Origin of the sequence: Gimesia maris, assembly GCF_008298035.1 — a bacterium.
Classification (GTDB): Bacteria; Planctomycetota; Planctomycetia; order Planctomycetales; family Planctomycetaceae; genus Gimesia; species Gimesia maris.
Map to the genome: position 1 here is coordinate 5156833 of NZ_CP042910.1, position 13160 is coordinate 5169992.

A 13160-nucleotide genomic window follows, 5' to 3' on the forward strand; every position below is an offset into this window, starting at 1 on the left:
AAAGTTTTCAATTGTCTCAAAAAACCGGCTTCAGCCGGGAGTTAATCAGGCCGTTAACGGATTTTTCACATGGGATGGTCTGCCAGACGATTCAGAATTGCGGCTCCCTGCTCCAGAATCGGATTCTCCTGGGCATACGAAATACGAAAATGCGTATCCCGACCACTGAACACATTACCCGGTATAATCAGCAGATTATTCTGAATTGCCGCAGTACAGAACTCGGTTGCTGTCCCCCAGGGAGTGCGGATAAACATGTAAAACGCCCCTTGCGCACCGGAGATCTGGTACTTTTCCGAGAGCAGCTCTCGCATCAGATTACGTTTTTCCCGATACTCGTCGACCCGATCTGAGATATCACACTCCAGTGCCGCCAGCGCCGCCCATTGCACCGGATGGGGCGCGCAGACAAACGTGTATTGCTGCAGCTTGATCATCTGCTGAACCACGCTCTGAGGCCCATGCACAAAGCCCACTCGATGACCGGTCATGGAATGAGATTTACTGAAGCCATCGATCACGATGACCTTCTCGTTATACGCAGCCGGACTCACAAAGGGCTCGTCATAACAGAAGGAACGATAGATCTCATCGCTGACCAGCGCAATATTTTTCTCCGCCGCCAGTTCCGCCAGCGCCCGGATCTCCTCTTCAGAAGCCACGTGTCCGGTCGGGTTACTCGGGCTGTTAAACAGAATCAGTTTTGTGCGATCAGTAATCGCGGCACGGACTTTTTCGATATCGATGGAAAAGTCCGGATAGGTCTCCACGAAAACCGGCTTCCCCCCCACCAGACGCGTGAGGTGCGTATACATTACAAAGTACGGATCGAAAATGATTACCTCATCACCAGGATTGACCAGGGCATTCAAGACCAGCATCAATGCCCCACTCGTGCCACTGGAGATAAAGACCTGACGGTCGGCATGACCGTAGCTCTCATCGACCTGTGCCTGAATTTTACCGATCAGTGGCGCGATCCCCTGTGTCTGGCTGTAGGCATTTTTACCATCCCGTACTGCCTGACAGAGAGCATCTTTAATGGAATCCGGTGTGTCAAAGTGGGGCTGTCCGATACTCAGGTTGATCGGATTCTCCATCTTTGCTGCCAGGTCAAATACTTTACGTATGCCAGACGCATCAATCAGATGCATCCGATCGGCAATCCATTCTTCACTCATTTGATTCTCGTTCTCTGATATGGAAATGTTGGTTTCATCAACTTTATTAACGGCAGTTCATGTTATCTTCTTTGTTTCATGAATGCAGGAACCGCTCACCCGTTTTTCTGAATATGTTTCGTGATAAAATACAGGCCGGCGTAAATCCGGGCATCCAGCAGACACCCCCGTTGTCGCGCGTGATCCAGCCAGTCTTCGATTTCTGTAAACGGGACCGCGTGCACCGTGATTTTTTCGGATTCATCGCCGCCTCCTGCACCGACTTTCTGCAGATCCAGCGCCAGAAAAAATTCGACCGCTTCGTCCGTCAGTCCCGCAGAGGACACAGTCGACCCCAGCGCCACCATCTGTCCCGCCTGGTAGCCAGTCTCTTCCAGGAGTTCCCGGGCAGCCGCTGTCTCCAGCAGTTCTTCCTCCTGACCAGCGATATCACCCGCGAGACCTGCCGGGAATTCAATCACGGTCGCATCCACAGGCGGACGGAATTGCTCAACGAAAATCACGCGCTGGTCCACGGTCAGCGGAAATAGACAGACCACTCCTGTAGTGTTGACTCGCTGCACAAACTCCCAGCGCCCCCGCTGAATCAGTCTGATAAAACGGCGTTCAATAATTGTCTGATCGGAATCCTGACCTTCCTCGCTCATAGTGATCTCTCATTTTTTCAATTTGACAGAATAGAATACCCTGGACTGGCTGCGGAAGTTTCTGGTAAGGAACAGGCTCATTCGCCCCCTTAACGATTGATCTGCAGATTCAGTTTATTGAGAATGGAAATTAGACGAACCTGGTTTCACATTCAACATCAGAACAGAAACACTGGTTTGCTGTCTGAAATTCCGATACGAATTATGCCGCAGAGGTTCGCTCAAAAAGCCGGAGATCCAGGATTGATATTATTGCCTCCCCTGATTGTATGTGCCCTCAGTGGTTTTTGCCATACCCGCCCTGCAGAAGCACAAGTCAAATATTCAGCCGGCAGGCTAACTGCGTACTTTAAATGGGAACTTCTTTCCTCAGATATCAGGAAACATCTATGAAACCGCTCGCTCTATTACTCCTGGCACTTACCATGCTATCCAATCAGGTTCACGCAGAGGATTCCATTGTTGACACCTCTTCTGCTCTGGAAACAATCGCCAGTGATTTCGGTCTGGCGGATGGCCCCGCATGGGATGGGGGAGGCAGCCTGTATTTTCCGGATGTCAAAGGAGGCAAACTGTATCGCTACTCTCCGCGCACGGGTAAAGTTTCGGTCTTTCTGGATGACGCCGGCCGGATCAGTGCCAGCTATTTCAATCATGGCAAACTGTTTCTGTCCGATAACGGAAACAGTCAGATCTGTGTATTGAGTGGTAAAACGAAAACTCCCATCGCCGGTCAACCCGCGGATGCCAAACCTCCCCGCAAACCTAATGATCTGGTCGTCGACCAGCAGGGAGGCATCTATTACACTCTCACCGGTTCGGGTGAAGTGATCTGGATTTCTCCCGAAGGTAAACAGTCAGTGGCTGTCAAAGATATCAAAACGCCGAATGGACTGATCCTGTCACCGGACGGTAAAACCCTGTACGTCGCCGCCTATGTTCCCAAAGAAATCTGGGCCTATGATGTCGCCAGTCCCGGCGTCATCCAAAACGGGCGGCTGTTTGCGAAAATGGATTCCGGTCCCGATAAAGGGGCAGACGGAATGACCGTCGACCGCGCTGGAAACGTCTACTGTGCAGGACCTGCTGACATCTGGATCTGGAATCCGGCGGGGAAACTGCTGGCAAAAATCCCTACGCCCACACGCCCCATCAACTGTGCCTTCGGCGACTCGGACATGCGTTCGCTTTATATTACAGGCTTTGGCGGTCTGTATCGTCAGCGCATGAATGCCTACGGCTGTATGCCGGAACCCGCTGTCTCCGCAACAGACAGCAAATCAAAGCGTCCAGCCACCACAGTTCCGGAAACCATCACTCCCCATTTGAATGTGGTCTACGGACAGACGGGAACCCGCAAGCTGCTGGCAGACATTTTCGTCCCTAAAGCGGGGAAAGGACCTTTCCCAGCAATCGTCGTCGTGCATGGCGGTGGCTGGATGAAAGGTGACAAAACCAAATTCCGCGCCCTGGCGGTTGCCCTTTCAGAACGTGGCTATGTCACGATGGCGGTCGGCTATCGCCTGGGACATGAAGCAAAATTCCCTGCCGGAATACAGGACTGTAATGCGGCTGTCCGGTTTCTGAGAGCAGAAGCGAAACAATATCACGTGAATCCGGAACAGATCGGTGCTGTGGGCGGATCTGCCGGCGGTCACCTGGTCGGCCTGATGGCGGCTGCTGCTGATGAAAAACAGCTGCAGGACGATGCCGGATACACAGATCAGACTTCAAGGCTGCAGGCAGCAATCGTAATGGCAGGTCCAATGGAAATGGCTTCCGGCACAGTTGCTGAACGTTCTCGAAAAAGCGGCGATAAATCCTATTCCAATCAGTGGCTGGGAAAATCGATTGATGAAGCGCCCGAACTGTATAAGCTCAGTGATGTCTATCTCCATTTCAACAAGCAGACGCCGCCTCTCCTGTTTATGACAGGTGAGTTCGATAACCCAGATCGCAATGTCCCTTCCCGCGAAAAACTGAAACTGCTCGGCGTTACGACCGGAATTAAAGTATATCCCAAGGGGAAACATGGATGCTGGAACCAGTTGCCGTGGTTCAATGACATGGTTGAAGATATGGACCAGTTCTTTCAGCAGAATCTGAAATAAGCAGTAACCGCGATGAGAAGTAGAGGACGAACTTTATTTGTCCTCTTCTTCATCTTCATCAAACTCATATTCATCGTCAGCAAAGTCGAATTCTCCATCTGACAATTCCCCGCTGGCTTCGGCACCATCGAATTCATCAAAATCATCGCCGACTTCGAGATCACCCGCTGATTCGAACATGTCATCGTCTGCTTCGTCGAAATCATCTTCTTCGAATTCTCCGGACAGTTCGGCGGCAGAATCAGAGACCAGCTCCTCGTCGTCTTCATCGAACGACTCTGCTTCCTCAAGGCCTTTACCTTTTTTCTTCGCCCCCCCTTTGGGACCAAAGATCAATGCCCCGAGGGGCATCAGGACCAGAACACCGCTCATCAGCAGAGTGGTACCAGCTACCGCAAGCAGCATGGTCGGCATTGATTCGGCATGGTTTAAAAATGCCATCACCAGCAGATAGGCTAAGAAGCCTCCCGGAATAGCAGCCACCAGTGAAATCAGAGGAAGTTGTAGTTTTGACACAATTGCTGTTCCTGAAACGAGAACAAAAGCAGAAAATCTGATGCGGACACGTATACCGACACTCTGTCGGCGCTGGAAGAACGTCTCTACTATCCTAAAGAGGCAGGAGACGAATTATCAAGCCTCGAATTTAAAATGTTACTTTTAAATATAGAGTCCGGTTTGACGACTCGACCTGTTTACTGGTATTGATAGTGCAGTTTATTTGTATTTAATCGTCTCTGTTGGATTAATCGTTACAATATTCACTTCCCACAGGTGACGTCTCATCTGCCGTCTTGAGGAATTCATGTCAGAGTCACAGTGGAATCAATTAAATCAGAACATTATTACGTGCACCAGGTGTGAACGCTTACTGACCCACTGCCAGAAAATTGCTGCGGAAAAACGAAAGTCATTCCGGGACTGGGATTACTGGGGACGCCCCGTCCCCAATTTTGGCGATTCAGCGGCACAACTGCTGATTGTGGGACTGGCTCCGGCAGCCCATGGCGCGAACCGTACCGGGCGCATGTTTACCGGAGATCGCAGTGGCGACTGGCTGTATCGCGCCCTGTTTAAAGCAGGTTTTGCCAGCCAGCCTGCAGCAGAACACATTTCAGACGGACTCACATTAATTAACTGTGCCATCACTGCCACCTGCCATTGTGCGCCGCCGGCGAACAAACCCACCCGCGAAGAGATTGAAAACTGTCATCCCTGGCTGGAGCAGACCGTTGACCTGCTGCCTGTTCAGGTCTTCCTGGCACTCGGGCAAATCGGCTGGAAAGCAGTGCTGGACTTCAAGAAACGCCAAGGAAAATTAACCGGAAAGCGGCCTGTGTTTTCTCATGGAGCAGAATATCAGTTTCCGGACGGTCACTGGCTCGTGGGCAGTTATCACCCCAGCCAGCAGAACACTTTCACGGGTCGCCTTACCGAACCCATGTTCGACTCGGTCTTTGAACTGGTGAAATCAAAGTTGAAAAACTGAAAGCAATTCTTTCAGTCTTTGCCGTTGATCCCCACCACCCGATGAAAGTGCATTTCGACTTCCCGATCAATGACGCGTCTGACACCTTCCACCAGACATTCCGGCTCATGTTCGGTTTCACCGATCCGTTTGATCTCTTTCAGGGGAGTTCCCGGTGATACGGTAAACGCATTCTGATGAATGATCTGATTTCCGGCATCCAGTTCGGGAATAATAAAATGAATCGTCGCGCCAAACGTCAGCATATGGTGACTGAATGCGTCTTCATAGGGTTGAAAGCCGGGAAAAGAGGGGAGCAGACCATGATGCAGATTAATAATCCGGCCGCCGGCAAAACTCCAGCAGATTCGCGGCGGTAACACCCGCATGTACCGGGCCAGTAATACATAATCGACGTCATATGAGTCGAACAGTTCCACCATCCGCACATTATCCGGATTCCCACGGTCATCACCAATGTTATGAAATTCCAGCTGATGTGCTTCCGCCAGTGACTGACAACGGTCCCGGTTTCCGATAATCACTGCCGGCTCCGCCTGGATCACACCTTCTTTGATGTTATTCAAGACCGCTGCCGCCGGTTCACTGCGATAGGTCGTGCAGATGGCAATTCTGGGGGGGCGCTCGTATTCATCACGGGCCCACACACGGAGCGTCAGCCCCTTTTGAGTTCCAATCTGCATGATTCGCTCACGTAACACCGAGATTGGTTCGACATCCGTCGGCCAGCCGATACGCAGCAGCATCGCAAACAGACGTTCTGAATCATGATCATACATCTGGATTTCATGTATATTTGCCCCGACCCCCGTCACATAGTGCACGATAGGGTCAGCTAAGCCGCGATTGTCTGGTCCGACGGCTGTGATCGTTACCTGCATGTTGTCTTTACGCCTTCACAAATGGGAGAACTGCTAACCCGGTCAGTAATTGTATCACATCACCACATCAGCCCCTGCAGCTTCTATCCGAGGTAAAGGGATTCGTCCAGCACGTGAATCAATCCTGTTCAATGTAAGCATTTGTTGGATTTCGTAAACAGAAAATGTAAAGCAGTGTTTCGGATTCCTTACAAAAGCAGGAGTTCCTGCTGAACAACTGCGACGATCCAGTCATATAAAGGTTAATGTTAAACTGCAATCATTAAAGGTGTTAGTAAAAGCTTGCGTATTTTGCCAACTGTAAGGCTTATGAAGAAAGTTCCTTCGGCATGGTCTGTGCGATCAGCATAACTGGCAATATGGGAATTCAGCAGGGGGATATGTGTTCTCCACACTCCTGAACCCAGGCACATCGTGAGTGAACCGGTTCTCACCTTTTGTTCTGGTCTGCTGCTTTCCTACGGTCATTGATGTATCGGGGAGATCCTCTCAAGATCTTACTGATCCGTTGATGACCACTGCCGGGACCTGGAAGCTTGTCTGCATCCGGGTTGTCTCTCGCGGTTCATGGTTTCTCGATCAGGGCCGAAAACAAAAACGTTACTCTCAAGTAAAACACAAGGAACTCTAAAATGTTGAATCAACTTTGGAACGACGAAGCTGGTTTCGTTATTTCTGCGGAACTCGTACTCGTCCTGACCATCGCTGTTCTGGCCATGATCGTTGGCCTGAGCGAAGTCGCTGTCGCTGTAAACACTGAACTGAACGATATTTCAAACGCAATCGGTGCCCTCAACCAGAGCTATGCTTACACTGGTTTTCTTGGAAATGGTGGAAAGACCAAAAGCTTCTACGCCGGTTCACGCTTTGCTGACTCGGTAGATGACTGCGACCTGAACTCTACTTGTGATCTGGTTACAGGTACCAGCGTTGTCACTGCTTCTGAAGCTACTACGTTCTAAAACGACTACACCTTGGTCTTAAGGTGTGAATTGAGAGAAACTGATATAATCAGTTAAATCGACTCATTCGGAACTCTGACAGGGATTCGTCCCTGGCAGAGTTCCGATGTTTCAAAAAAAACGCATTTGATTCACAGTCTCTTTAACAGACTGTTTAAAAACTTTGATAAGTAGTGTTGCCCGAATGCAACCTGTCAAACTTTCTGCGCCCTGCTGGCCCTTTCCCGACAGAATCTGTAAATCACAACCTTGATTACAGTTATAGCGATTCTCAAATCGTGTTTCTTCAGGTCCACACGCTCTGTGGACTTCTCACAACGCCTCCCCGCCAGCCAAATGGCACACCGACTGCGTTATGAGATCTGCAACAAGACTGAATGATAACAATAACTGAAATTTAGACCTCACAAGAAACAGATACTGATTGATTCGCAACGTTGTGACCCGTGTTGAGGCTTCTTCTAATTCTCGCGACTTGTCCCCGAAAGAAGAAGAGAAGTCAACGGCATTGCATGAAGGTGAGAGAGCATTCAATGCGAATGATGTTTCGGCATCATTTTCTGGGCTTCCATCGCTCCGCGGGTCATAACGTGCATTTTATAGAAATTTGATGAATACAACACTGCAGTTTGTGCTGTGAAATCGCGGGCCGGTGATTTCACAAAAGTGCCGGAATGGAGCGTAGTCTCTCAATCTGGCAAACTGATAAATTTCGCCTTTGCGTGATTTATCGATATGTCGTGGGCTGTTTTCTTTCTCGGAAAGCAGACCACAAACTCGTCTCTCAAATTATTTTTTTTAAGACCAAGGAACTCACTAAGATGTTAAATCAACTTTGGAACGATGAAGCAGGTTTCGTAATTTCAGCTGAATTAGTACTCGTTTTGACCATCGCCGTACTGGCAATGATTGTTGGCCTGAGCGAAGTTGCTGTTGCTGTTAACACTGAGCTGAACGACATTTCAAACGCAATCGGATCTCTGAACCAGAGCTATGCCTACACAGGTTTCGCTGGAACTGGTGGAAAAAACAAGAGCCACTACGCCGGTTCTATGTTCAACGATGCTGCTGATGACTGCGACCTGAACACAACTTGTGATCTGGTAACAGGTACAACTTCTGTAACTGCTTCTGAATCAGTTACTCCATAATTTGAATCTGATTCAAGTTAACCAAACTCTGCCTGGGATCGCTCCCAGGCAGAGTTTTTACTTCTAAGAAAATGAAACTCCGTCATGTGGAGTTCAAGCATTTTTCAATTCTGTTCAAACATCTCTCAAAGTAGACATTAAAAAAATCAAGGGGATAAAATCATGTTGCGGGCTTTATGGAAAGAGGAAAACGGCTTTATTATTTCTGCAGAACTGGTCCTGGTATTGACCATCGCAGTACTGGCCATGATCGTCGGATTGAGCGAAGTCGCTGTGGCTGTAAATACCGAATTGAACGATGTCTCAAACGCCATCGGTTCACTGAATCAAAGTTATGCTTATACCGGTTTTGCCGCCACTGCCACCTGTGATGGCAAACACAAAAGCTATGTAGCAGGTTCCATGTTCAATGATAATGCAGATGACTGCGATCTGAACACGACCTGTGACCTGGTAACTGGTACGACGGCAGTAACTGCTTCTGAAAGCGTCACACCGTAATCGATTGCTTAAAAACACAAGCTCTCTCAGAGAACCGGCGGATCGTCCGCCGGTTCTTTTTTCGATTACACGACCTTACAGCTTGTTTACGCTCTATGTTCAGACTGTTTAACACTTCAATCCGCCGCACAATTCTGCCTCCTCCGGATTCCTGGAATCCCAGATACGACCTAAGTCTTTTACAGCGTAAAACATAACCTGTAATACGCATCTGAAAAAATCAGCTGATGAAACCGTTCTGGCATACCGTCTGCATTATTCGGCTTGCGTGAACTGATCATTGAGCAAGCACTCACTGATTTCTCTTCACAAGCAGAAATACTCTCTCACAATCTACAACTCTCTCACATAGCCGCTGGTTGAACACGCATTCAACTGTCGGCGCACTCTACGATTAAGTAAGGGGACTCTCTCATGTTGCGTATCGTTCAGCGTTTGTACAATGATGAAGCTGGTTTCGTGATCTCTGCGGAACTGGTGCTGGTTCTGACGATTGCTGTTCTGGCGATGATCGTCGGTTTAAGTGAAGTCGCGGTCGCCGTGAATACGGAGTTAAACGACGTTTCCAATGCCATCGGCGCACTCAATCAATCCTATTGCTTTACCGGATTCCAGGCTGGTTCTCATGGCAAAATGAAAAGTTATGTGGCCGGCAGTCATTTCCAGGATGCTTATGATGACTGTGATAAGAATACCAGTTGTGATCTCGTTACCGGGACCTCAAGCATCGGAACTGAAGGCTGGTAAGAAGATCCAGTCTCACAATTCAACGTAAAAAAAAGGCAGGTTTCAAGTGAAACCTGCCTCTGTTCATTTACATCACACGCGAATCCAGCGTCCTGTTAAGCAGATACTCTCGGCTTGACAGGAGTGAGTTCCGGATTGGCTTCCGGTTCAGGCTGCGGTTCGGGAACCACTGGTTTTGCTGTTTCCCGGTTTTGAGGAACCAGATCACAGTTTCCAGTAGCACAGGCAGTCGTAGGACAGACTGTGGTAGGAACCATGGTGCAGACTTCGTAAGGAACCTTACGGGCTACACATTTAGTGACATACCGTGTGCAGGTGACAGGAACCTGTTTGGGTACGCAACGGGCAACACGGTGAGTGACAGTGAAAGGCACTTTCCGCGTGACGCATTCAGCGACTTTACGGCTGCATTTCTCTGACACCATTCTGCAGGTCTGAACAGGAACTTTACGAACCTTTTCTTCACAAACCCAGTTACAGGTCTGATAAGGAACTTTCTGAGCGACTGTTTCTGTAACCCAGCGGCAAGTCCGGTAGGGGATTTTAGAAACAACCACTTCAGGTACCATTTTACAGACTTTCACAGGTACTTTGTTCACAATGACTTCGGGTACGTAACGGGTTACCTGTACCGGGCAGTTCTGTCGAACCACTTGTGGCACATACTTGGTGCAAGGTACCTGGCAGGCAACACGTTTCAGTCGCCAGACCTTGCGGCAGTGAGTTCGCCCTGGTACCTGAACCATGGTCATCCGCGGAACCCCGCAGGCATCAGTCGTCCAGCAGGGACGGCATTTTCCAGGCTTGGTAATCTGCTTTGTTTCCCAGACTCCCTGTAAACGACGCACGGTCCGGTATGTCGTTACCGGCTTCATGACCGTATAACAACGTTCCTGATTGACCGTTTCCGTTACAGGTCGCATGACGGTCCGGCGACACTCCTGTTCGATGGTTTCGACAACAGGTCGCATGACAGTCCGTCGACACTCGCGTTCATGATTTTCCCAGACGGGACGCTGTACCTGGTAGCTGCAATCACGGTACTTGGTTTCGACAACCGGTCGTCGCACAGTGTAACGCTCTTCCCGCTCTGATGTTTCAAATACCGGTTTTTGAACCGTATATTCAACATCTCGGTAAACCGTTTCATTCACCATGCGATAACAGGTTTCCTGCTTGTCTTCGTAAACTGTCTCGTATTCGGTGCGATAAGCCGTGTACTGCTGAGGTTCTGCAATCTGATCATATACAGTACGGTAGCATGTTTTCCGCTCAACACGACAAGCGGTATAACAGGCTGTTGGCTGGCAGGCAGTGGTCGGACAGCAGTTATAACTGGCTGCTCCAAAATACCTGCAGGCTTGCGCCGAATCATTGACAGCCAGCATTGCCACGGCGGCAAACGCTAAGGCCAGAATCTTTTTCATTTTTCCCCCTCCAAAAAAGTGCGTCACATGATGAAAGTGTGCGTTTTCCGATTTTTCATTTCATACATGACTGCCTGCATTATTGACATGACCTGAAAAAAGATGCAAATCAAAAGCTGACGTCACGCATGGAAAAATCAAAATCATCGCGGGTTGTTCTATTTAGCACTCAAGCATAGATCACATAGTTTCGGCAACTTGAGGAAAAAAGGGGGATATCTCTTTTTAGTGAAGAGCTTGTTGTCTGTGCCACTTTATAATCGTTATCACCTGCAAAGTTTCACAAATGCAACATCCGTTCGAACTAAACTGTTATCAGAACTCAACATGAATCATAGAAACGACATCCGGTCTGTCGCATGCAACAGGAAATGAAAACATCTACATCAATGGATACATCAGTCGTTTTCAATCTGTGTGTGATATTTCTTTTTCAATGCATCAAAATCGGCAGGGGTATCCAGGTCCACCAGAATTTCCGGTACATTACATTCCTGTAGATGAGGCACCAGATCCCGGCTCTGCCACAGCGCATTGATGCCCTGCTCCACAGGCAGCTTGAAAATCTCTCCCGCCAGAGACCAGCGAAAAAAAGTGGGATGCCCCTTTCGATTCTGATAAGTGGGAATCATCACAGCAGCCGGGCAGTGTTCCCAAGCCTGACATAATTCGTCAATAACAGAAGGCTCCAGCACGGGATGATCCGCGGGAATCAGTAACCACCCCTCGTCATCGGCAGGCCGATAATGTGCTTCAATATGCCGCAGCGCATACTGAACGCTGGATTTCATATCAGGCGGATCTGTTTCCGGCTGAAGCAGATCGACCTGCAAATCAGCCAGATGATTCTTAAATCGCTCATCATCCCGGCGCGCGACGATCACGGTTTTTGTGATCCTTTCTCCGCTCAATCCTCGCACCAGTCGCTGAATGACCGTTTCAGTTCCCAGTCTCAGTAGCAGCTTATGCGTTCCCATCCGTCGACTTCGGCCAGCCGCAGGAACAATAGCAAACAGACGGCGCGTTGTCATTGAATCACTCATTTCGATAAGATAGTGTCAGGCCGGTATAGTTGATCAGAAAACCGGTGAAGTACTGCCATAAGATAAGCTGTCGTTCAGGACTGATCTGAACGATTCAGAGTTAAGGACGCATCGTGCAAATTTTATTGACTAATGATGACGGTATTCATGCCCCAGGCATTCGCAGCCTTCAGAAAGCATTAACTCAACTCGGGGATGTCGAAGTCGTTGCCCCCCTGTCCGAACAAAGTGGCGTGGGATTGAGCATCACCTATTTACATCCTCTGATGATACATCAGGAATTCGAAAGTGGAAAGCACTGGGGCTGGGCCGTTGCCGGCAGCCCGGCTGACTGCGTCAAATTGGGGATCCTGGAATTCTGTCCGCAGCGCCCCGATCTGATCATCAGTGGGATCAATTCCGGTTCAAACGTGGGTATCAATGTTCTCTATTCAGGAACAGTCGCCGGAGCCATTGAAGGTGCCTTTGCCGGAATTCCTTCCATCGCCATCTCGGCTGCCAGCAGTTTTGCCAATGACACGAAACCGGACTATGACCGCTGCGCCGCTCAGAGTATTCCGATCATCAGAAAACTCTTACAGGATCCATACCCGGCGGATCGTCTCTGGAATCTCAATTTTCCAGAAATACGACCCGATTGGCCTCGGGGAGTCAAATGGACTTCCCTGGGTGTAAAACGACATTTCGACGTCATGGAAAAACGCATGGATCCGCGTGGGCGTCCCTATTTCTGGAGTGGCCTCGATCCCATTCAAAACCATCAGTTGGAACCAGGCACTGATATCCATGAACTGTCGGAAGGCTTTGTCACTGTCACACCACTTAAATTTGACTTAACAGATCACGATCACCTGCAATCATCATCACCAAAATTGTCTGGCAGCGAGATCGACCTGGAACTCGATTGATCTTTGATAACGGTAATTAATGAATATGACCTTCCCAAGTTTGACATTCTCCGGCTATGCGGGATAATCGAAGAGAAAACAAGTTTCATGCGACAGAAACCTGGTTCACAAA

At 49.1% G+C, this 13160-nt stretch carries 13 protein-coding genes; 7 read left to right on the forward strand and 6 right to left on the reverse strand.

The window, feature by feature from the left end; translation table 11 throughout:
• Positions 1 to 65: 65 nt before the first annotated feature.
• Both GmarT_RS18985 and GmarT_RS18990 read right to left on the reverse strand, forming a co-directional pair.
• On the reverse strand, positions 66 to 1181 hold the full coding sequence (locus GmarT_RS18985) for a pyridoxal phosphate-dependent aminotransferase (RefSeq protein ID WP_002646256.1): 1116 nt from the start codon (positions 1179 to 1181) through the stop codon (positions 66 to 68).
• Between the two features lie 95 nt (positions 1182 to 1276).
• Positions 1277 to 1828 (reverse strand): NUDIX hydrolase, encoded by a 552-nt coding sequence (locus GmarT_RS18990; protein ID WP_002646255.1) that lies wholly within the window; start codon positions 1826 to 1828, stop codon positions 1277 to 1279.
• Positions 1829 to 2217: 389 nt separating this feature from the next.
• On the opposite strand from GmarT_RS18990, the gene GmarT_RS18995 reads away from it, so the two are divergent.
• Positions 2218 to 3939, forward strand: coding sequence for an SMP-30/gluconolactonase/LRE family protein (locus tag GmarT_RS18995; RefSeq protein ID WP_002646253.1), 1722 nt, complete (start codon positions 2218 to 2220; stop codon positions 3937 to 3939).
• 33 nt (positions 3940 to 3972) lie between these two features.
• Here GmarT_RS18995 and GmarT_RS19000 read toward each other — a convergent pair whose 3' ends face one another.
• Entirely contained in the window at positions 3973 to 4455 is a 483-nt protein-coding gene (locus tag GmarT_RS19000) for a hypothetical protein (protein WP_002646252.1), read from the reverse strand.
• A gap of 289 nt (positions 4456 to 4744) precedes the next feature.
• Between GmarT_RS19000 and GmarT_RS19005 the strand changes: the two genes are divergently transcribed.
• Entirely contained in the window at positions 4745 to 5428 is a 684-nt protein-coding gene (locus GmarT_RS19005) for a uracil-DNA glycosylase (protein WP_002646251.1), read from the forward strand.
• Positions 5429 to 5439: 11 nt separating this feature from the next.
• Here GmarT_RS19005 and GmarT_RS19010 read toward each other — a convergent pair whose 3' ends face one another.
• Positions 5440 to 6309 carry a formyltransferase family protein gene (locus tag GmarT_RS19010; RefSeq protein WP_002646250.1) on the reverse strand — a complete coding sequence of 290 codons (870 nt, stop codon included), beginning with the start codon at positions 6307 to 6309 and terminating at the stop codon, positions 5440 to 5442.
• A gap of 632 nt (positions 6310 to 6941) precedes the next feature.
• On the opposite strand from GmarT_RS19010, the gene GmarT_RS19015 reads away from it, so the two are divergent.
• From GmarT_RS19015 to GmarT_RS19030, 4 genes are all read left to right on the forward strand, one after another.
• A complete protein-coding gene (locus tag GmarT_RS19015) occupies positions 6942 to 7271 on the forward strand; it encodes a hypothetical protein (RefSeq protein ID WP_002646249.1) in 330 nt (109 codons plus the stop codon).
• 821 nt (positions 7272 to 8092) lie between these two features.
• A complete protein-coding gene (locus GmarT_RS19020) occupies positions 8093 to 8422 on the forward strand; it encodes a hypothetical protein (protein WP_149303104.1) in 330 nt (109 codons plus the stop codon).
• Between the two features lie 162 nt (positions 8423 to 8584).
• The gene (locus GmarT_RS19025) at positions 8585 to 8923 is read left to right on the forward strand and encodes a hypothetical protein (RefSeq protein ID WP_002649571.1); all 339 of its coding nucleotides are present in this window, start codon (positions 8585 to 8587) and stop codon (positions 8921 to 8923) included.
• 414 nt (positions 8924 to 9337) lie between these two features.
• Complete coding sequence (locus tag GmarT_RS19030; protein ID WP_002649569.1) at positions 9338 to 9670, forward strand: hypothetical protein; 333 nt, start codon at positions 9338 to 9340, stop codon at positions 9668 to 9670.
• Positions 9671 to 9765: 95 nt separating this feature from the next.
• On the opposite strand, the gene GmarT_RS19035 is transcribed toward GmarT_RS19030, so the two are convergent.
• Both GmarT_RS19035 and GmarT_RS19040 read right to left on the reverse strand, forming a co-directional pair.
• Complete coding sequence (locus GmarT_RS19035) at positions 9766 to 11097, reverse strand: hypothetical protein (RefSeq protein WP_002649568.1); 1332 nt, start codon at positions 11095 to 11097, stop codon at positions 9766 to 9768.
• A gap of 398 nt (positions 11098 to 11495) precedes the next feature.
• Positions 11496 to 12128, reverse strand: coding sequence for a nucleotidyltransferase family protein (locus GmarT_RS19040; RefSeq protein ID WP_157159008.1), 633 nt, complete (start codon positions 12126 to 12128; stop codon positions 11496 to 11498).
• 125 nt (positions 12129 to 12253) lie between these two features.
• Here GmarT_RS19040 and surE point away from each other — a divergent pair, with 125 nt between their 5' ends.
• Positions 12254 to 13048, forward strand: a complete 795-nt coding sequence (surE, locus tag GmarT_RS19045) for a 5'/3'-nucleotidase SurE (RefSeq protein ID WP_002649566.1) — start codon at positions 12254 to 12256, stop codon at positions 13046 to 13048.
• Positions 13049 to 13160: the final 112 nt, after the last annotated feature.